We start from the raw sequence: 20,480 nt of genomic DNA on the forward strand, positions 1-20,480 counted from the left end.
GTCGAGTCCTAGAGTAGCGGGGTAGAGCGTCGCGAGTTCGGGTTGGTGAGCGCGTCGGACCGGCGCGGCTTTTAGCTACGCAATTGCCAGATTGTAGGTCTGGTGTTCCTTGTGCAGCGACTGATTTGTTACGCTCTGAGGACGGCAGTGAATTCGCTCGGCTGATCGAGCGATCGGCATTTCGAAGGATTGAAAATCTCGCGGGAGGGAACCTTTTGGCCACGACGCAACGAGCTTTGAGTGAGGCACGACCGCTCGCGCAGTCGGCATTGTCCGACAGTGTTATTTTTGACTTGCGCGATCTGGTTGTCGAAGAGGGAGAGGACGCGCTGGTGCTGCGCGGCTCGGTGAAGAGCTTTTATCACAAGCAGATGGCGCAAGAGTTGGTCCGCGCCGTCGCCGGCCGTGAAGTCGACGTGATCAACTCGATCGACGTGCAGTAGACGCCGTCCGCTCCGTTCCCTCTTTCTTTCGCTGGCCACCGTGGCAACAGCTACACTGGCCAGTTCGCCCGGCAGACTCCCGAGGTCTAAGGCTCCGCAGGATGAAACGCCCTCGGACTGCGAGTTCAGGCAGCGCGGCGCATCCCGCCGGCGACTTGATTCCACAGGTTCAAGACCTGATCGTAGTTTCCCTCAACCGGGTACCGCTCGGCCAACTTCCGTCCGGCGACCCCTAGGCGAAAGCGCGTGGCCGGATCGACCAGCGCATCTAGCCGCTGCGCCAGGTGCGTCCAGTCCGCAGGGTCTTCCAGGACGAATCCATCGTGGTTATCCGTCATGATCTCGCTCGCGCCGTTGTGGCTGGTCGTGATCACGGGCAGGCCTGCGGCCAGCGCTTCGAGCACGACCAGGCTGCACGAGTCGTACCACGTCGGCAGCGTGAACACATCGGCCGCGGCGTACAAAGGAGCCGTATCCGCCACGGCCCCCAGGTAGTCGACGCAGTCCACGGCCCCCACTTGTTCGGCCAGGCGGATGTACTTTCGCTCGGGTTTGCCCCCCACGGCCAATAAGCGCACCTGGCGGCGATTCTTCCTCAGCTCTCCCACGGCGCGCAACAGCGTTGGCAATCCCTTGAGGGCGAAATTATGGGCGACAAAAAGCACCACCAGCTCGTCGTCGCGGATACGCAGCCGTTCGCGGACAGCGGTGCGATGTTCAGCGCGATTATCGGGGGTAAATCGGTCCAGATCGACGCCGTTGTAGATCAATCGCGAACGTTCCATCGGCCAGCCGTGCGTGCGTTCCAAATCGCGAGCTACGATCTTTGATAGCGCGATGACCAGCCGGCGATGATCGGCGTACTGCCGCCAGGCAACCCGTTCGTGCTGTTGCCATCGCGGCGAAACCGCCGTCAGGCAGCGTCGCACCGTGCGCGCCACGGGGGACATGGATAGTAACTTGCGGTCGAATTGAGCGCGCGCCGCGCCAAAGTGCGGCTGCAGAATGTCGAATCGCCAGCCGAAGCCCATGTCGTGAACCAGATCGAGATCCAGTTCGCCCAGGGTTTCGTCGATCGCGAGCGCGAACGCGTACGGCGAGTGCGTCGCCGGCACCGGATGGGGCACGATCGGCAGCGCCTGCTCGGGCGGGCCAAAATTCTGCGCCACCACGTGTACTTCGTGACCGGCCGCGATCGCGCGCCGGGCAAGCTCGTGCGTCCAACGCTCGGCGCCGCCGCGGTGAGGATTGAAATGACGAACGACCAGACCCACTCTCATGGATTAGATCCCAGTTTCAGTTCCATCAGTCGTTGCTTGCTGAGCACGCTGCGCAGCAGCCGCCGGTGTTCAGGCCCCAGTCGCTTGACGCCCAAGTACGCTTTGAAGAATGCCAGACGACGACTGCAACTGACAACCTCGCGCGGCGCGGAATAAGCAAGCTGCGCCAGGTCTTTCACGATCCAGCGGCGACGCAGACGCGTGCGATGCTGCACACGTTGCAAATCGATCAAGCGGACATCGAATACGCCCGGCTGAGGTTCGCGAATAAAGAAATGACAACAGTACAGGTCGCGATGGTTGTAGCCTGAGCGGTGAAAACGCCCCGCCACGTCCGCCACCTGAGTGAGCAGCCGGTCAAATTCTCGATCGCGCGGCTGCCCAATCGAAATGGCATGGTTGATTGCCGGAAAGCGCTGCTGCAGCAAGTGGTCCAACTGCACGTAGCCCGTCAGCTCTTCGGTAAGAACAAACGATTCGAGCAGACCGTCCGAGCTGAGTCGTTCGCCGAAGGCGATCACCGGCATGGTTTCGATGCCGGCCTCGGCCAGCCGCGCGACGTTTTCGGCCTCGATCCGCCCCGGAGTGGCCGGGGCCGTCGCGCCGAGCTTCGCGCGGACCCATTGCGGGAGCGAACGGGCATGATGTTTCTTCAAGAACGCGCCGCGCGTCGCGCCGTGAGGACCGTGCAGCCGCAGCCACCAGTTTTCGCGATCCGGTAGCGCCCGCATCAGCCGACCGTCGGTCGTCGACATCACGGCCGTAAAGTCATCGAGCTCAGCGTCGGCCAACGCCGTGCGATAACGATTATTGATCCACAGTTGCGCTTTTCCGGCCGCCGGTCTTGCACTCTGACCGGGGCCAGATTGCACAGGTGCCAGCAACGAAACTGGCGCCGTAACCACGGGGGACGTGCGTTCGCCCGCGGCCGAGCCATTCCGTCGTGTCGAAGTGGCCGTCGCCGCCGACGTTGTCGCGCGCCAGGAGTGCAAGGGAATCACCAAGGGCCCGTTCCCCCCGTCGCGATCCTCGTCCGACCACGAGTCGCTGCTGGCCAAGTGCGCGGGCTTCTGCAGATCGTTAAGCTGCGCACACACGGCTTCGTACACGCGGTCCACCGTCAAGTCGCGCATGCATTCCTGATGCGCCAGCGGGCAGACCTGCTGCATGCACGGCCCGCAGGGGACTTTGTGCTGCAAATGGATCGCCTTGGCGAAATGCGTTTCGCTGAGCGAAATGTGCGTCGGGCCGAAAAGCGTGATCACCGGCACGTCGAAGGCCGGAGCAAAATGGCGCGGCCCGCTGTCGGTCGTAACCATCAGCGACGCACGGCGCACGCAGGCCTTGCTGAGCCCGATCGGCAGCGGATAGTCATCTCCCAGGCGCGCATCGGCCAAGCTGATCACGTTCGGATGATCGGCCACCGCGGTGATCTTGCGGGCAATCTCGCGTTCCTTGGGCCCGCACAAAGCCAGGACCGGGTAGTTCCACTGGTCCGCGATGCGGCGGGCGAGTTGTCCGAAATACTCGGTCGGCCACAACTTCGACGCGCCGAAGGCCGCTCCCGAATTCAAAAGCACGAGCGGCTTGTCCGTCGGGATGTCCAACCGGCGCCAGACGTCGTCTGCCGCGCGCTCGTCCGCCTCGGTCGTGGCCAACTCGATCCGCGGAGACTCTTTGGGACAGCCGAGTGCGTAAGCGATTTGCAGATAGGCGTCCAACGTCGATTGCGGCGCATACTCGCCGCCAGCCATTGGCGCGTACAACTTGTGCGTGAGGAACAGAGCGCGGACATCGCGGGCGTAGCCGACGCGCTGCTTCGCGCCGCTGGCCCAGGCCCAAAAGCCGGTCCGCAATGAGTTTGTCAGCAGTACGACCGTGTCGAATCGCTCGCGGCGCAATTTTTTGGCAAAGCCCCAACCGTTCAGGTCGGGCTTTTTCGAGCGTGGATCGAAGAACAGCCGGTCATCGATCCAGGGCGTTCCGACGAGGACTTCCGACACGTAAGGACGCATGATGCCCACGAAGTGGGCCCGCGGTCCGTAATGGCGTCGCAATGCTCGCAGGGCCGGCGTGGCCATGGCCACATCGCCGATCCAATTCGGGAGAAAAATACCCAGCTTCATCGGCAATCCGTGTCCCGACGGGTTTTGGCAAGCGCGCAGGCCAAACAGACGGACATCCGTGTCCGCCGAATAGGGCGGCTAAAGATAGCCATGCGTGCCGGGGGGGACAATAGCGACCGCCGCTGCTGGCAGGCCGGATGCGAATCGAGTGCCAGCACTGCGTGCATCCGCATGGTCAAGCGAGCGCGATGCATCAACCCTTGGACGTAGGTTGCTGCCGGCGTCCCTTACGCTGGCCATCGGTCGAGGCCGCCAGGGCTTCCGTCAGCCGGGTCTGAACGAGTCCCACGATCCATTGATCGTCTTCCGCGGCGCGGCTGAGCAGCCAGGCGCAGACTTTCGAAAGGCTCAAGCCTCGCTTCTTGGCCAGGCGCTCGATACGCGCGGCCACCTCGGGGTCCAGCCGTACGTACATCAGGACAATGTCCTCGTCCTGGCCGCTGGCAGCACGTGCGGGACTCGCACGATTCGCCGCCTTTTCCTTCGAATTGTTCAGCCGCTCGTCAATGGCGGCGATCGCTTCATCCTCGGCCCGCGAGGCGTTGTCCAGCAAGAAGGCCGCGGCCCGGGCTTTGGCATGCCCGAGCATGGCGCCGACGTTTTCTACGCGCTGCGAGAGTTGTTTGCCGACGTAAAAGTGCAGCCGAACATTGTCGGCCTTTTCCGGTCGATTCACGGGGTTTCGCCTGTCCTGTTTTGCGTCCCAGGCCGCGAAAGTTTAACGCGCGACCAACGGAAGCCCCGGAAAACCGGGAGGATCACTCTGCCGAGTAAAGCCCCTTGTTCAACTAGCCCTCAAGTGGTGCTCTTTTTCACGTAGTCGTCGCCCCGCATCACTTCCACGTCTGCCAGCCACGCGACGATCGCATAATGTTCGTAATAGTTCTCCGCAACGTAGGTCAGGATTCTCTCCGCGACCTCGGCACTGCAGATCACTTTCATCTGCACGTTTTCGCCGAACATGTCGTTGTGTCGCGCCCCGCGCGAGCCGACCCCCTGCGTGCGATGAAAGCTGGCGCCCGTGGCGCCCAGCTCCTGCACTTTTTTCGTCAACCGATCTTTGAGAATCTCTTCCGCGATGATCGTGACGAGCTTGAGTTTCGTTAACTGCATGCGTTTCTCCTGTCGTACGCGTGCGGCGTGGCCGCTATCCCGAACTTGTCATGTTTGCTTCGTGTACGACTGCAACAAACCGTGCAACGCATCTGGAGAGTTGCCCACGCCCCGCGATCGACCGCTTTGCGCTAGTACGACCCAACGCGACGGTAATCTCTAGCGCGCGATTGCTCGCAAGCAGCACTCGTCGCTCGATCCGCCACGGGCAGCGCTGGCTCGCAACTCAGGCGCGCCCCCGTCACTCATCAAACGGCTTCGTCCCAGTCTATCCACGCGTTCCGAACCGTCCCTAGACGCATAAACGTTACAATTCCGTTGTCAGCCTCGCGGTGCGGGCCTATCGCGAAACGAGCCACGACCAGTCTGAGCACCCAAAGCAAACCTTGGCGAATTGTAATGTTCGTTGGCACCACGCCCCAAGATATCCCTCGGACAATTTCGCTTTTAGGGAAGCGACATCAAATAGGCGATCAAATCCGCGATCGCCTGACGATCGAGTTGCTGATCCAGCCCCTCGGGCATTAACGATTGCCCGCTGGCCATCAGCTCTTCAATATTCACTCGCAACACGGTGTCCGTCACCCCTTCAGCGCGCCGCAAGGTGACGCTCGTCGCGGTCTCGGCATCGACCATGCCGGTCAGAATCCGGCCGTCTACTGTGGTCAACGTGTAATTAACGAACTGCGGATTGACCTCGCGATTCGGGTCGAGAACGTTGACCAGAATGGCCTCGGGTCCGCGATTCTTCATCGCCGCCAGGTTGGCGCCGATTTCGTGCCCTACCCCTTCGACGCGATGACACGCGGCGCACACCTTTTGAAAGTGCCGTTTGCCGGCCGCCGCATCACCCGATAGCGCCAACGCCGGCCGATACGCGTCGACAACTTCCTGCCTCCGTCCCGGCTTGACGCTTGCCAGCAACTTGGCCGCACGAGCACGCTGTGTTGCGTCCGGCTGGTTCAGCAATTGCTGCACGCGCGCCGGCTCGAGTTCCGATGGCTTGAATCGTTCCGCCTCGATCGCGTCCAGCAGGATGGGTATCCGATCCGCACGCGCGAGCAACGATTCCGCAGCCTGCGATCGTAATCGAGGGCTGAGCGTCGGCCACGCGTCGATCAGGATCTTCGCCACCGCGCCTCCCTCGGCGCGCCCCAGGGCCATTAGTGCGGCGAGCTGCACTTCCTGCGGCTGTCGGCTGTCGATGAGCCCTTGCAATATCGGTACGGCATCGACAGCAGGCCCAAGGCTCAGTGTGTTGATCGCCTGCACGCGCGCCGCGGCCGGCCGGTCGGCGTCACGTGCCGTGGCTTGCGCCGTGGCCAGTAACGTGGCCATCACCTGACGTGCCTTGCTATTCGGTTGGTCCGACAAGTACCGTTCGAGCGAAGCGCCCTGCCGCGCGGCTCCTTCGGTTAATCCACGCACCAATTGTCCGGCCAGCTCCTGTTCCGCTTCGGGCAAGGCTTCGATCGCGGCCAGCACGGCTTTCACATCCTGGGGTTTGCCGGCACTGCCGGCTTGCAGTGCGATCGCAGCCAACGATGACTTGCCCGGCTCGCTCGCCCGAAACGCTTCATCCCTGACTAGATCGTTAAACACCGCCTCGATGCCGCCGCCGAGCGAACTCAGCAATGCCAGTTGCATCCAGCGATTGGCCGGCTCGCGCCGCGCAAGCGCCGCCAAAGCCTCGTCACGGGCTGCGTTGCCGTCGAGTTCTCCTAAGCTGAACAAAAGCTGATAGCGGACGTGCGGATCTTGCTCCGACTTCGCAAGTTCAAAAAGCTTTTCACAGGCGGCCGGCGAGTCTTGGGCCACCTTCTCGGCATGCCGTACCGCGTGCTCGCGCACGCGCGAATGCTTGTCCGCGAGTGCCGTCGAAACCGCCGCCGGCGTCAACGCGTCTAGCCCGGCCAGCGCATACAGCGCGTGCATCCGCCCCCCGGGCGAGGGCGATTCGGCGGCCAGCTTTTCTAGCGCCGGAACTGCCTGTCCGTCGCGTCGTTGATACAACAGTCGCGCGGCCGTTTCGCGATGCCAACCGTTGGCATGCGCCAGCGTCTCCACTAGCTCCGCTGTCGGGGCCTCTCGCAGTCGTGGCAACGCGCGCTGCTTGAACCCCTCAGGGACAACGCGATAAACCCGCCCGCGATCGCGGCCGCTCGTTAGATCGAGGTGCCGCTTGATCACCGGCGGCAACGAAGCCGGATGCTCAATCACTTCGCGGTACATATCCGCGATATACAGCGTGCCGTCGGGAGCGTTGGCAAACTGCACGGGCCGAAACCAGTCATCCTTCGAAGCGACGAACTCGCTCTCCTTATCGATGCGCCGTGCGATCGACTCCACACCGTTCGGTTCCAGGCGCTTACGATGTGCTAGGTTCGTACACGCGTCCCCCATCACGGCCAACCCGTCCCACTCGGCGGGCCAGGCATCGCCGCGATAGATCGTGATTCCAGTGGCGCCGGTGAAATAACCACTAGCCCGGCCTCCCCCTTCGATCGGGCCCGGCACTTTGCCCGCCACGCGCAACCGCGTGCGCACCACGCGCCACGGCTCGACGGGGCTGGCGCGATAGATTTCGGCCGCCGGCCCATCCGGCGCGATGCTGATCCGCGGGCTGGGGGCCGCGAGGTACGGATTCCGTGCCACGTAACGATCTTCGAACATGACCCGTTGAATGTGGTCGCTGTTCGAGCAGACGTATTTGTGTCCCCATTTGTCGAAGCTCATGCCGTACTGCCCGCCGCCGCTAGTGGGCGAGAGCGCAAGCGTCCGCGGATCGAAAGCGAAATCGCGTCCCGACAGTACCACCGGCTTCGCCTTCTCGTCATTGGCGCGGCGCACGGTGGCGCCAGCGCTACTGGTCGCGCCGTGAATGCGATTATCGAGTCCCCAGGCAAAGCTGTTCAGCAGTCCCTGGACGTTGCTGCGACCGAAGCCGGTGAAGACCTTTTGCGTGACGTCGGCGTGACCATCACCGTCGTTGTCTTTACAGAACAGAATATCCGGCGCGGCGCCGATAAAAACGCCGCCGTCATAACAAATCACGGCCGTCGGCCATGACAGATTATCCGCAAAGACGGTGCTGGTATCGAAACGGCCGTCGCCATCGGTATCGGTCAACAGCCGGACCTTGCCCAGCCGCCCCTCGGCGTCTTCCGAATAGTCTTGCATTTCGACGACAAACAGCCGGCCGTTCTCATCGAACGCAAGCGCGATCGGATCTTCAACCAACGGTTCGGCTGCGGTTAATTCGACGTGAAAGCCCGGCGCGACGACAAACGTGCCGACCGCATCACGCGACTCGACAAATGGAATTCGCGGCAGCTCGGCCGAAAAATCTTCGTCCTCGATCGTCTTCGGCGCATCAGCGGCCTGCGCCGTATTCACATTGATCGGCGTTTGCCAAAAAACAGTGCAAGCCACCATCGCGCACGAGAAAATCGCCACACGAGTTCGAAGGCGTCGCAAAGGATATCCCGCGCCACGGGTCCGCCGCTCTAGGTCGTCGGCGCCGGCAGAATCTTTTCTCGATCGTCGAGTTTGCATCGTGTCGTTTCTCGGCAGGCTGTATGAGGAGGGGCGCGCGGCGGCAAGCAAATCCAATTCGTCCGCAGAGCGCATCTAATAGGATAATCATCCGCCGCGCCGGGCACATCTGCCACCAAACACGGTCGGGGGATGAGTAGTGTATTCGCAACCCTGGAAGCGGTTTTTGCGATATTCGCGGCCGAGTACAATTACTGGTGCGAGATTCGTAAGCCAGAGACCAGCGGCTAGTTACGATCCACTGCCGCTATGATGCCGGGCTGTTCGGCCACGTCTCGAGATCCGAGTAGACGTGCCACCGTAGTTACGGGATGGAAGATCCTATGGAATCGCCTATCTTGCCGCGCCGCCGCTGGTTCCAGTTCGGCCTGCGATCGTTGCTCGTGGTGGTGACGCTCCTGGCCTTTTGGCTGGCATGGGAACTCCACTTCATCCGAGAGCGGCAACGCTTGATTAGGGACTACAGTTCTCCGCCCAAAAGCTGGCTTTTCGGCGTACTGACACCAGAGAAACGACAGCAAGATCCAAGTTTTCGCTGGCCGACAATCCCCTTCTGGAGAAAGTGGCTTGGCGACGAACCTGTCGCAACGGTCTGCATTAATCCTTTTACTTATTCAGACGCCAAAGACATCGAATCGATGGCAGCATCGTTCCCGGAAGCGGATGTCACGAACATGGCGGCAGGATGGCAGCTAGACACACCACGCGCGCTTCCGGCCGACTACAAGGAATTCTACCGACACTCTCCTACTCGGGACTCATGGTTTTCCTTTGAATAGAAAGCAGCTACTCACGCGTACGCTAAGCAGCCGCGACCTGCCGGGTTGTGCATGACGGGCACGCCGTCTTGATTGCGCGCGTCGGCTAAAGTGCCCGTTTTCGCACGTGCCCGTGTACGTAAACGTCGCCGGAGAGCAGTTCGATGGCCGGTTCTTCGAGCGACCAGGCCGCGGGCGGTCCCTGTACCCCTATGCCCCCCACCGCCGATGGCGAACCGTGGCCGCCGAACACGTGCGGCGCGATAAAGGCATGCACCTCGTCCACGGCACCTGCGTCGAAAAGCGAACCCAATAGCGTCGCGCCCCCTTCGACCAGGACGTTCGTCATCCGCCGCCGCCCGAGTTCGGCAAGCAAAGCATCGAGCCGCTCCTGCGTCGTCTCGCCGGCACACAAAAACACCTCGCAACCCGCGTCGCGTAGGCGGGCGACATTGGCGGCCGGCGCGGCACTCGCGGCGGCAATCAGCACCGGCGCGTCCGACGTGGTGCGCACCAATTGGCTCTCAAGCGAAAGCGCCGCCTGCGAGTCCAGCACGACGCGCGTGGCAACGCGTGCTCCGGCCGGCCGGGCCGTCAGCAGCGGATCATCGGTCGTGGCCGTGCCGCGCCCCACGATGATCGCATCGACGCGCCCGCGCAATTGATGTACGACGGCCCGGGACTCGTCGTTCGAAATCCAGCGGCTCGCTCCGCTGGTCGTAGCGGTATGCCCGTCAAGCGTCATGGCCCATTTCGCGATCACCCACGGCCGGGCATGCTTGACCAGCTTTAGATACGGCGCGTTCAAGCGCTCGGCCTCGGCTTGCATGACGCCGACATGTACGTCGATGCCGTGAGCGCGCAGCTCGGCGACACCGCCGCCACTGACTTGGGGAAAGGGATCTTGCTGCGCAACGACGACTTCCGCGATGCCTGCGTCGAGGATGGCCCGCGTGCAGGGGGGCGTCTTGCCGAAGTGGCAACACGGCTCGAGCGTGACGTACAACGTCGCGCCCTTCGCACGCCGCCCGGCGATCGACAAGGCAATCACCTCGGCGTGAGGACCACCATACCGATTATGAAACCCTTCGCCGATGATCTCAGCGCGATGCGCGACGACACATCCCACCAGCGGATTCGGTTCGACCAGACCGCGCCCCTGCTCCGCGATCGCTAATGCCCGGCGAATATGCCAGACGTCCAAGTCGCGCGGGCGTGGGCTGACAGTCTCGGCGTCCGGCATGGCAATTCCTAAGCAGCAAAAACAGGGACCGGGCCCAAGCTCGTGGGAATGCGCATCCCATGCGGCAGGCCACGCTCGGCAATTCATCCGCAGATTCTACAGATGAGACGCGCCGGTGGATGCCGCTTCCCCCTCGGGCACCAAAAAACTCATGTGCATTTCGGCGTGGCGCAGGTGGAAGCGGTCCCATTCCTCAATCGTCAGTGGGCCGGCAACCGGATGGCGCGAGCGGGCCGTCTCGCTGCGCAACCGCTCGAGGCCTTGGCTGAGCGCCGCCATGCCTTCGGCCGGAGACGTTTGATCGGGAATCAGCCGCTTGCCGGCGGACGCGGGAAGTTTATACCCGGCGGGAAACGGGCCATTGAGCAACAATCGCTTAACGTAGATCCGGCCCACGATCGTGAGCCACAGAGGAACTTTGAAGCCAGAACCGTTGATCGACCCTTCCATGGCCACGCCCAGATGTTTGAGCGTCTGCCCGACGGACCAATTGCCGAGCGAAGTCACTTCGCCGGCAGCGGCCAACGCCTCGGCTTCGGCCAGCATTTCGTCGAAAGAATGAAAGCGGAGCCGGCGGCGTCCGCGGACTTTCTTCGTGTCGACGGCCATGCTGCAAGTCTCCGAATGTTGCGCGCGAGCGCATGGTCGCCATGCGATAGCACAGCGCGGCAACGCCCCGCAAACGTTGGTCCAATTTATCCCGATCGAAAGCACGGGGCAAACGCGGAGCGCCGTGCCAGGAAGCCGTGTAACGAGGTTACCAATAGCATCGAGACCACGAAACGAGCGTGCAAAAACCCGCGGGGGGGCGATTGCCTGCGCGGCCTCGGTTTGGCACGATGGGGGCTCGATTCGGGCGAGCAGGCCCGAGATGGACCGTTACTTGCACGATTTTCTAGAGACGAGAGCAACCCACCCATGGCCGCATTCCCCGAAATTACGAAGATCCGCTACGAAGGCCCCACCTCGAAGAATCCGCTCGCCTTCCACCATTACAACCCTGACGAGATCGTCGAGGGGAAGGCGATGAAGGACCACTTCCGCTTTAGCGTCGCCTATTGGCATACCTTCCGCGGTGCGGGGGCGGATCCGTTTGGGCCGGGCACGGCCGTACGCCCCTGGGAAGCGCCGGTTGATTCCGTCGAAAACGCAATCAACCGCGTCCGCGTGGCCTTTGAATTCATGGAAAAGCTGGGGGTCCCCTTCTACTGCTTCCACGATCGCGACGTAGCGCCCGAGGGGGCAACACTGGCCGAGTCGAACAAGAACCTCGACGCCGTGGCCAAGGTGCTGAAGGAAGAGCAGCAGCGGACCGGCATCAAGTTGCTATGGGGAACGGCGAACCTGTTCAGCAATCCTCGCTACGTACACGGCGCCGCGACCAGCCCCAATGCCGACGCCTTTGCCTTTGCCGCGGCTCAGGTCAAAAAAGCTCTGGAAGTCACCAAGGAGTTGGGGGGTGATGGCTACACGTTCTGGGGCGGCCGCGAAGGCTATCAGAACCTGTGGAATACCGAAATGAAGCGCGAGGTCGACCATCTGGCCCGCTTTATGCACATGTCGGTCGATTATGCCGACCAAATTGGCTTCAAGGGGCAGTTCTATTTCGAACCAAAGCCGAAGGAACCGACCAAGCACCAGTACGATTTCGACGTCGCGGCCTGCATCAACTTCTTGCGCGCCTACGGCCTGGAGAAGCACATCAAGATGAACATCGAGGCCAACCATGCCACCCTGGCCGGCCATTCGATGCACCACGAACTGGAATATGCCGCGATGCAGGGCTTTCTCGGCTCGGTCGACGCCAACTACGGTGACCTGATGCTGGGCTGGGACACGGACCAATTCCCGACCGACATTTATCTCACGACGCAGATCATGCTGGTGCTGCTGAAGTACGGCGGTTTCACCAAGGGTGGGTTGAACTTCGACGCCAAAGTGCGGCGAGAAAGCTTCGAGCCGGTCGATCTGTTCCACGCTCACATCGGCGGAATGGACGCCTTCGCCCGTGGGTTGAAGATCGCCGCGGCGATTCGGGCCGATGGCCGCTTGAACGAGCTCTTGAAGAGCCGGTACAGCAGTTGGGACTCGGGCGTGGGCGCCGAGATCGAGTCCGGCAAGGCCAACTTCAAATCGCTCGAGGCGTACATGCTCAAGAAGGGGGATGCCACGCCGAACACTAGTGGCCGGCAGGAAATGATCGAGAACCTGATCAATACCTTCGTATAGCAGTCAGGCGACGGTTATCCACGGTTAGTTGGCAATTAACTAAATTAGCCGCTAACGCCGTGCCCCCTAACGCACACTAGCCCGCAGTGCCCGCCAGGGATGTTCTCCCTGACTGGCACAGCGGGCTAGGTTTTTTGCACGGTTGACTTGCTTGAACGACGACCCGAACAGTTACGTTCTGCAATTCATACTACGAACGCTTGCGGCGAATGCGGCGCCAGGCGAGCGTACCGACAGCCATCCCGACGAGCGTGACGCTGGCCGGTTCCGGAATCGGATTCGACACGGTGTGGAACGTCGGCGTGAAGAACGATAGTGTCGGAGCGCCATCGATGGCGAAAGCCAGCACGCTGTTCTGCACGTCGAGCGAGGTGAAACCCGGGCCGAACGACAGGCTGTTGCTCAACTGTGTCGAGCCGGGACTGCCGGAGAAGATATTCATCGTGTCGGTCGTGTTGGTGGGCAGGAAGCTCTCCGTGCCCGACACGATACCACTGCCACCGACAACGCTGGGATTTCCCGCGAGCGCGGCAGACGTGATGGTAACGCCGGGGGTCAACTCGGTGACGCGATAGGTCACCAGCGCGTCCGAACCTGCATTGCCCGGCAGGTCGGTGAAGGCGCCCTGGATCATCAGGCCGTTGTCGCCGGCGAGCGATGTGAACGGCGTAACGTTCACGGTGCTGGCCGTCGGCATGTCGCCGGTTTGCAAATACGTGAAGTTGCTGAACAGCAAATCGCCCACCTGGATGGTTTGTCCCGGGTTGAGCAGGTCAGACAACATCGTGGCTCGGGCCATGCCGGCGCCACCGATCAAAATGATCGAAAAAGCCAGCAGTCGGGTGAAGGTGCGTTGCAAAGTCATGTGCGTCTCTGTTCTCGGGTGCAAATCGTAGTGCGAACTCTCGTGGATATCGAAAAAGCCTCTGTATCTCTCTCGACCTGAGGACGTCATGACCCGAAGTGGTGCCGACGGGACGTTGACGGCTTTGGGCGGGCAAAAAGCGAAGTCCGTCGAGCGCCGTGTGAAGGGCGAGCGGTTGGATTTCGCGCCGTTAGACGATCAAGATTTGTCGTACCGTGTTTCGGCGAGCGCGATAGAAATGCGCAAGCAAAGTCGCGGCAGAAAATTGATCGGGTGACGGTGCCCGAGAGAATCGCTTGAGAACCGAGTCACGGAATTGCTTCCGGTACTTGGTGCGATTCTCAGCGAGAGAGCATTAGCAACTCTTAAAACGGACCGTCGAAGAAAAACTCTTACAGCAAAAACCGCCGAAGCGAGAACTAGGGCGTTTACCTCACCCCACTATAATCACCGCTTCGCAGCAAAGGTATCGCAAAATCCCTAAAATTCTCAAATTCTTATTTTAGGGATCCTTTCAGCCAACTCGGCAACTGCCAAGCGACCGATGGGATTCTCAAAATCTTACTTACAAGTCTCTTGGCTTTTTACATTGCGGCGGACCACACGTCCGACACCTACTCCCAAAACGCCAAGGGCCAACAGCAGCGCACTGGCCGGCTCGGGAACGCGCGTCACGTGAAAGGTCGGCGTGAAGAAGGACAACGTTGCCGCGCCGTTGGTCGCGGACGCCTGCAAGAGATCTTGCACGGTCACGCTCGTCACGGACGAACTTAGCGCCGTGCTGTCAGTCAATTGGACCGGGCCAGGCGATGAATTACTGAAGATACTGAGCGCTCCGACGTTCGGCGTAAACGACTGCGCAACCGTGATCGTGCCAGGGCCGATGACCACGTTCGGGTTGCCGAACAACGCGGCATCCGAGATCACCGTGCCCGCAGCCGAGGTCACGCGATAGCCGATCGTGCCGTTGGATCCGCTGCCCCCCGCGAAATCGAGGAACGCGCCCTGGAACGTCAAGCCAGCGTCACCCGTCGTGTATGGAGCGACATTAATATTCGCGGCCGTGGGCATGTCGCCGGTGCCGAGGTAGGTAAAGTCATCGAACGTCAGGCTGCCGACGACAATACTCTGCCCCGGGGCCAGGAGCGTCGAGAGCGGCGTCGCCTGTGCAGTAGCAACGATCGACAGCACCACGGCCAATGCCGAGAGAATGCTGATCGTTTTACGCGAAATGCCCCGATTCATGCGTTTTTCCCGTTGATAGTTTGTTGTCTCTTGGCTGTTCGAAACGGCCGGTCTTGATGTCGAAGCTATGGTGTCGGTGCATAAAACGGCGCACCGTGAACTTTGTTGGTCGTTCCCTGGGACAGACGCGCGCACGAAAAAACGCGGCGTTCAGACCAAGGAAAGGAAGGCTATGAGAATCGCGGAAAAGCGGCGTTAGCCGCGGGGTCGCCTGCGGGCTTTCAACCCACGAGCAAGGAAGCGATTCTTAGCGAGAATGCATTAGCTACTCAGTGTGACTGGCAGAATGCTCAAGCGCGATGCTGGCATTCAATGACGCCGAGTCTAATACGCACCGCGGGCGTTGTAAAGATTTGTGCGAAGATATTCCGAATTTATTAGCCACATTCGGGGGGTGGGGAACGATGTCAAACGTGATCGATCTCTTGCCACCAATCCGCCGACTCGATGGCAGCCCCGTCGAAAGACAGACTCATATCGAGCGATTTGACCATCGTGATCTCGTCCTCGCGGCGAGAAATGGCAAACAGAGCTTCCGCCGGCGAGGCTTTCGGCATCCATCCCCCCGCTCGGGTTAACGCCCGTCCCTTTGCCATTTCGATTACCAGCCGAAACAGCTTCTCGCGTCGCTCGGCGTCCCCCGCTAAAACGGCCTGATCGTCGATCAGCAGGTCCAGTTTGGCCTGCCGCAGCCAGGCGTATCCCACCGTCTGGCCGGTCGGATCGAGAAGCCAAAAATGTTCGGCCGTCGGCTGCCGGGCGGCCAGATGCTCCCAATAATCGGCCGTTCGGTCGACGGCCAAAGGGCGCTGCCCATGATCACTGTCGTATAAGCTCGCGAGCCGCGGAACGCGCCGGGCGAATTCCTCGCCGGCTGGCACCGCGACCAGCCGCCATCCTGCCACCGCGTTCACCCCAGGGTTTGCACTGTCGGTGCTCGCCCAACCAATGTGCGCCGGGCAAAGCGTGTAGCCCAATCGCTCGTAATAGCGCGGATCGATATCGCAGAAGAGCGTACTGATGCGAGCCCCGGCCTGTTGCTCGTGCGACTCCGCCCAGCGAATCATGCGCGGCGCGATCCCCTGGCCGCGATAAGCATCGAGCGTATGTACCGAGGCAATTCCAATGCCTGGGAAGCTTCGCCCGTGCAGCCAGAAGCGCACGGGATGACTGGCAAGCGCGGCCACGACCTTTCCGCCCAAGCAGCCGACGATCCAGTGGGCACGACGATGCAGTGCGGACTTCTCACGTCGCGCCACATGTTCAGTCAGTGTCAGCCCCAGCGACCAGACATCGTGGCAATTTTCGTGTGCGCGGCAGCGCTCGTCGTCCGTGGCCAGATGAATATCGAGGAATTGCGTCATGGCAGGCAATTGCGTGGCCAGGAAAACGTGATTGTGGACCGTCGCGGCAGCGTGTGTCGTCGACTCGCTTGCAGCCGCGCGGCTGTCGGCTAGATTGTGGGCGCATTTCCCCTTGGTGCAATCCGCACCGCCAGACTTTATTCGCCGCCCGAGGAGCTTCGCCGTGTCGACTGCCATGAACGAGCGTATTCTGTTGGCCACACGTCCGGTCGGTTACCCCAAGGAGAGTGATTTCCGGCTTGAACAACAACCGATCGAGCAGCCGGCCGACGGGCAGTTTCTCGTTCGCGTCGGTTACTTGTCATTGGACCCTTACATGCGCGGGCGCATGAGTGATGCCAAGAGTTACGCCACGCCTGTCAAACCGGGCGAAGTAATGGTCGGCGGCGGCGTGGGACGCGTCGAGGCGTCGCGCCATCCAAAGTTTGCTGTCGGTGATTTTGTCGTCGGACCGAATTTCGGTTGGCAAACATACGCCATCAGCAACGGGGCTGGCATTACGAAAGTCGATCTCGAGCTCGCGCCGATTTCAACGGCCCTAGGCGTCTTAGGCATGCCGGGACTGACGGCCTACTTCGGACTGCTCGAAATCGGACAGCCCCGGCCCGGTGAAACCGTCTTGGTCTCGGCAGCTTCGGGCGCCGTGGGAGCAGTCGTTGGGCAAATCGCGAAGATCGCCGGTTGCCGCGTCGTGGGCATTGTTGGTTCGGACGAGAAAGCAGCCTACATCCGCGACGAACTCGGTTTCGACGCGGCGGTCAACTATCGGACCGCCCCGGACCTTGCGAAAGCGATCGGCGAGGCCTGCCCCAACGGTGTCGACGTCTACTTCGAAAATGTCGGCGGCGAGATTCTCGACGCCGCGATGCGCAATCTGAATCATCGGGCCAGAATCCCCGTCTGCGGCATGATCGCGGAATACAACCTCGACAAACCGGCAGTCGGCCCCAGGCCCGGCCGAATGATCCTGGTATCGCGGGCGCGGATGGAAGGATTTCTGGTGTTCGATTTCCACGATCAATACCCGCAGGCGCTCGCCGCGCTCGGTCGCTGGGTGCGGGAAGGCAAAATCAAATACCGCGAGGACGTCGTCGACGGCTTGAAGAACGCCCCGCAGGCGTTCATCGGGCTGATGCAGGGAAAGAATTTCGGCAAGCTGCTGGTGCGCGTGGCGAAGCTGGATAGGTGACGATATTGGTTACGAATCCACGACTAGCATAAATAGTTGTTCAGTTCTGCCCGCGCGTTTGATCAACCCGTCAGCCTCGAGTTGGTTCAGGTATTCCTTTAACGTAAAAAAATCCTGAATTGACTCAAATGTCGCACGTCCCCTGGCAAACAGATGCAATCGCCATGTATCAAATGCGTCCCACTCACCATCGTTCGCGAAGTCAACATCGACTATCAAGCCGTCAAATTCGAAACAAACCCCGATACCATGAAACGAGTACGATGTGCCCGTTGAAAGCTCACCGTCCTTGGGGATTTGTTGCGAACGCCAAGCAGCCAGGAGAGTTCTGGTCCCCGCTTTGATTGCTAGTTGCTTGCAAAGTCGATCCGCTTCACGGAGGTAGTCGTGAATAATGTCGAGAAGTAGTTTTCGGCGGTCTTCCTCAATCATGCTCGTATTATACCGAACGTCTAGGCAATCTTTATGGCACTCCCTCGCGCACAGTTGAATCAGGTAATCGACGTTCGTCCGCTAGGGCACGGCATTGCGACTTCGCCGACGTCGACGTTATTGACAACAGAATCGCTCGAGTTGATCCGCCTGGTGATGCCGGCTGGCAAAAAGATCCCCACACATCAGGTGCCAGGCGAGATCACGGTGCAATGCCTGGAAGGAAAGATCGAATTCACCGCCGGCGATCGTTCGCACGAACTGCGTGCGGGCGAGATGTTGGGGCTGCCCGGCGGCTGTCCCCACTCGCTCTCAGCAGTCGAGGACGCCACGGTGTTGGTCACGATCCTGCTTAAGAAATGATTTCGGTAGCCGAGCTAGCCGCCTCGCACGCACACACGAACAGGAGATACGCGATGAAGGTTCTGCGCACGCCCGACGAACGGTTCACAAATCTGCCGGGGTATTCCTACTCGCCACATTACGTCGAGGTGAAGGGGCTGCGAATGCATTACCTCGACGAAGGGCACGGCGATCCCATTCTGTGCCTGCACGGCGCACCGTCGTGGTGCTACCTGTATCGCAAGATGGTGCCAACTCTGTCGCGCGAGCATCGCGTCGTCGCGCCGGACCTGCTGGGCTTCGGCCGTTCGGATAAGCCCACCGAACGATCCGACTATACGTACGCTTTTCATCACGACACCGTGGCCGGTTTCATCGAAGCGCTCGATCTGCGGCGCATCACGCTTGTCTGCCAGGATTGGGGTGGCCTGATTGGACTGCCGCTGGCCGTCGAGATGGCCGACCGTTTCGCGGCACTGGTGATCATGAATACCGGATTGCCGACAGGCGAAGCACCCCAGACCGAGGCCGCGAAGAAAAGCGCCGCGGCGTTCGCGGCCTGGCGTGGATTCGCCGAAACGATGACCGATCTGCCCGTCGGCTTTGTCATCAAGGGCGCGACGAAATCGAAACCCTCGGACGAAATCGTGGCCGCATACGAGGCGCCGTTTCCGGATGCCACGTACAAGGCCGGCGCGGCGAAGTTTCCGCTGCTGGTGCCGATCGCGCCGACGGATGAAGCAGCCCCCGTTATGCAACGAACGCGCGAGGCACTCGCGAAGTGGAACAAACCGGCGCTCGTGATGTTCTCGGACAGCGACCCAATCACGGCCGGTGGCGACGAGTTCTTCCGCCGCTTGATTCCCACGGCCAAGAACGAACCGGCCATCACGATCCGCGACGCGGCTCACTTTCTGCAGGAAGACAAGGGAGAAGAAATTGCCGAAAATATCCGGCAATTCTTGGCGCGCCACAAGAACGCCTGAGCGATCCGGCAATCGCCGTCAGACATGGCGATCGCAGAGTTCTTGGTCCAGTGGCTTGTCACCCAGGGCCGACCTGACTTTCACGATTCTGCGCGATGTGCGGCGCATGTTCCCCACCCGGCTGACGTCCCGATTTAACGGTTTTGCGCTGTGGCGAAACTTTCGGACTCGCGGACTGATAGTCTGTTGCGGCGCCCATCGTCGCGCTCATGCGTTCACGGCGCAGCGACGATTCTCTTGATAACGGTGTTACAGCGGCATGAAACGTGACGCGGTCGATGCCGGTGGGAATTGATCGATTCGCCGGTCGGCCTGGGATGCCATGACCTCGACGCAGATTTATTTTTCGCACGCCCTGGTACTGCTGACCGCGATAACGGTGTCGCCGGTCGCGGCCGCCACCACGCGCGGTCGCGCGTCCTCCGCGCCGAGTGAAGCAAGCGCACCGCCCGCTGATCGACCGGTCGTACGCTGGGTCGAGCCGCCAGCCGCGAAGAAAGCGCCACCGTCCCCTGCCCCACCGATCAACGCGACACAGAAAATCGATCGGCAGCCCGCGGCGCCGGGCAAAGTGAAGAAAGCCACACCGAACACGGCAGTGCGAAAGCCCAAGGGCACGTCCGGTAGTGCGAAGCTGTCGCGCGTCGCACCGTCGGAAATGAATCGGGCCGCGCAAACTTCCAAGAAGGCGACGACCGGCAAAGCATCGTCCAAGAAGGGGACGCCGAAGAAACCGCCGCTCGAAAAGGCGCCCCCCGTCGATGCGCTGAATCCCGAGGCACCCCCGAGCGACGTAACACAGGCAAAGCCGATCGCAGCAACACTGGGCGAAGCGCCTGATCACATTGCGCCGCACGATCTGGAAAATCTCGATGAGCCAGCGACGAACAAGCCGGAATGCCTGCGGCTGCCCCCCGGCCCGGAAGTCGCCCCAAGCTTTGTGATGATTCGTGGCATCGGGCAACCAGGGACTGAACCCGAACTCGAACAACCACAGAGCGAGCAAGGCGCGCCTGCCGAACTAGCACCCTCGGCATCAAGAGCGCGTCCAACGGCGGCTGCCGATCCGGACTCGCAGCCGGCAGCCCCCGCCAAAAAACCCGCGGCGCGCGGTTCACGACCGGCCCCCTCGCGGTCGCCGCGCCGAACCTAGTGATTGGGCCCTCCGCGCCCGATACATTCCGCGCCTGGTTCACTCGGTGCCCGGTTCATTTGGCATCATTCGCGGTGTAAGATAGCGGCCACGCTCGCTGTTTTCTGGCCGTCTCTTTTCACCTGAGAATGAACCACACATGACCATTTTGCCGTCC

18 protein-coding genes are annotated in these 20,480 nt (G+C 61.3%); 7 read left to right on the top strand and 11 right to left on the bottom strand.

The features are described 5' to 3' along the window. Positions 1 to 215 precede the first annotated feature (215 nt). On the top strand, positions 216 to 443 hold the full coding sequence (locus VGN12_21055; protein ID HEY4311950.1) for a BON domain-containing protein: 228 nt from the start codon (positions 216 to 218) through the stop codon (positions 441 to 443). A gap of 125 nt (positions 444 to 568) precedes the next feature. Here VGN12_21055 and VGN12_21060 read toward each other — a convergent pair whose 3' ends face one another. From VGN12_21060 to VGN12_21080, 5 genes are all read right to left on the bottom strand, one after another. Beyond that, entirely contained in the window at positions 569 to 1,723 is a 1,155-nt protein-coding gene (locus VGN12_21060; protein HEY4311951.1) for a glycosyltransferase family 4 protein, read from the bottom strand. Beyond that, positions 1,720 to 3,849 carry a lipopolysaccharide heptosyltransferase II gene (gene waaF / locus VGN12_21065; protein HEY4311952.1) on the bottom strand — a complete coding sequence of 710 codons (2,130 nt, stop codon included), beginning with the start codon at positions 3,847 to 3,849 and terminating at the stop codon, positions 1,720 to 1,722. Before waaF ends, VGN12_21060 begins: the two co-directional genes overlap by 4 nt. A 193-nt stretch (positions 3,850 to 4,042) precedes the next feature. Beyond that, positions 4,043 to 4,525 (bottom strand): hypothetical protein, encoded by a 483-nt coding sequence (locus VGN12_21070; protein HEY4311953.1) that lies wholly within the window; start codon positions 4,523 to 4,525, stop codon positions 4,043 to 4,045. 119 nt (positions 4,526 to 4,644) lie between these two features. Continuing rightward, positions 4,645 to 4,962, bottom strand: a complete 318-nt coding sequence (locus VGN12_21075) for a hypothetical protein (protein ID HEY4311954.1) — start codon at positions 4,960 to 4,962, stop codon at positions 4,645 to 4,647. A 447-nt stretch (positions 4,963 to 5,409) separates the two neighbouring features. Continuing rightward, complete coding sequence (locus VGN12_21080; GenBank protein ID HEY4311955.1) at positions 5,410 to 8,397, bottom strand: PVC-type heme-binding CxxCH protein; 2,988 nt, start codon at positions 8,395 to 8,397, stop codon at positions 5,410 to 5,412. 443 nt (positions 8,398 to 8,840) lie between these two features. On the opposite strand from VGN12_21080, the gene VGN12_21085 reads away from it, so the two are divergent. Next, positions 8,841 to 9,296 (top strand): hypothetical protein, encoded by a 456-nt coding sequence (locus VGN12_21085; GenBank protein ID HEY4311956.1) that lies wholly within the window; start codon positions 8,841 to 8,843, stop codon positions 9,294 to 9,296. An 85-nt stretch (positions 9,297 to 9,381) separates the two neighbouring features. On the opposite strand, the gene ribD is transcribed toward VGN12_21085, so the two are convergent. Together ribD and VGN12_21095 are read right to left on the bottom strand one after the other, a co-directional pair. Then, positions 9,382 to 10,518 (bottom strand): bifunctional diaminohydroxyphosphoribosylaminopyrimidine deaminase/5-amino-6-(5-phosphoribosylamino)uracil reductase RibD, encoded by a 1,137-nt coding sequence (gene ribD / locus VGN12_21090; protein HEY4311957.1) that lies wholly within the window; start codon positions 10,516 to 10,518, stop codon positions 9,382 to 9,384. Positions 10,519 to 10,614: 96 nt separating this feature from the next. Next, complete coding sequence (locus tag VGN12_21095; protein HEY4311958.1) at positions 10,615 to 11,127, bottom strand: DUF1569 domain-containing protein; 513 nt, start codon at positions 11,125 to 11,127, stop codon at positions 10,615 to 10,617. A 309-nt stretch (positions 11,128 to 11,436) separates the two neighbouring features. Here VGN12_21095 and xylA point away from each other — a divergent pair, with 309 nt between their 5' ends. After that, complete coding sequence (xylA, locus tag VGN12_21100) at positions 11,437 to 12,747, top strand: xylose isomerase (protein HEY4311959.1); 1,311 nt, start codon at positions 11,437 to 11,439, stop codon at positions 12,745 to 12,747. A 190-nt stretch (positions 12,748 to 12,937) separates the two neighbouring features. Here the strand turns inward: xylA and VGN12_21105 are convergent, their stop codons facing one another. The 3 genes from VGN12_21105 to VGN12_21115 all read right to left on the bottom strand — a co-directional run bounded on the left by VGN12_21105 (position 12,938) and on the right by VGN12_21115 (position 16,398). After that, positions 12,938 to 13,612: a hypothetical protein gene (locus VGN12_21105; GenBank protein ID HEY4311960.1), complete on the bottom strand. Its 675-nt coding sequence runs from the start codon at positions 13,610 to 13,612 to the stop codon at positions 12,938 to 12,940. A 561-nt stretch (positions 13,613 to 14,173) separates the two neighbouring features. Further along, complete coding sequence (locus VGN12_21110; protein ID HEY4311961.1) at positions 14,174 to 14,857, bottom strand: PEP-CTERM sorting domain-containing protein; 684 nt, start codon at positions 14,855 to 14,857, stop codon at positions 14,174 to 14,176. Positions 14,858 to 15,264: 407 nt separating this feature from the next. Next, complete coding sequence (locus tag VGN12_21115; GenBank protein HEY4311962.1) at positions 15,265 to 16,398, bottom strand: GNAT family N-acetyltransferase; 1,134 nt, start codon at positions 16,396 to 16,398, stop codon at positions 15,265 to 15,267. Here VGN12_21115 and VGN12_21120 point away from each other — a divergent pair. Continuing rightward, complete coding sequence (locus tag VGN12_21120) at positions 16,385 to 17,410, top strand: NADP-dependent oxidoreductase (GenBank protein HEY4311963.1); 1,026 nt, start codon at positions 16,385 to 16,387, stop codon at positions 17,408 to 17,410. The two genes, VGN12_21115 and VGN12_21120, sit on opposite strands and share 14 nt — an antisense overlap. 9 nt (positions 17,411 to 17,419) lie before the next feature. Here VGN12_21120 and VGN12_21125 read toward each other — a convergent pair whose 3' ends face one another. After that, positions 17,420 to 17,842, bottom strand: coding sequence for a hypothetical protein (locus VGN12_21125; GenBank protein HEY4311964.1), 423 nt, complete (start codon positions 17,840 to 17,842; stop codon positions 17,420 to 17,422). A gap of 33 nt (positions 17,843 to 17,875) precedes the next feature. Between VGN12_21125 and VGN12_21130 the strand changes: the two genes are divergently transcribed. From VGN12_21130 to VGN12_21140, 3 genes are all read left to right on the top strand, one after another. Then, the gene (locus VGN12_21130) at positions 17,876 to 18,205 is read left to right on the top strand and encodes a cupin domain-containing protein (GenBank protein ID HEY4311965.1); all 330 of its coding nucleotides are present in this window, start codon (positions 17,876 to 17,878) and stop codon (positions 18,203 to 18,205) included. A 53-nt stretch (positions 18,206 to 18,258) separates the two neighbouring features. Continuing rightward, the gene (locus VGN12_21135) at positions 18,259 to 19,170 is read left to right on the top strand and encodes a haloalkane dehalogenase (protein ID HEY4311966.1); all 912 of its coding nucleotides are present in this window, start codon (positions 18,259 to 18,261) and stop codon (positions 19,168 to 19,170) included. Between the two features lie 322 nt (positions 19,171 to 19,492). Further along, complete coding sequence (locus VGN12_21140; protein ID HEY4311967.1) at positions 19,493 to 20,323, top strand: hypothetical protein; 831 nt, start codon at positions 19,493 to 19,495, stop codon at positions 20,321 to 20,323. Positions 20,324 to 20,480: the final 157 nt, after the last annotated feature.

Source organism: Pirellulales bacterium (genome assembly GCA_036499395.1).
Taxonomy (GTDB): Bacteria; Planctomycetota; Planctomycetia; order Pirellulales; family JACPPG01; genus JACPPG01.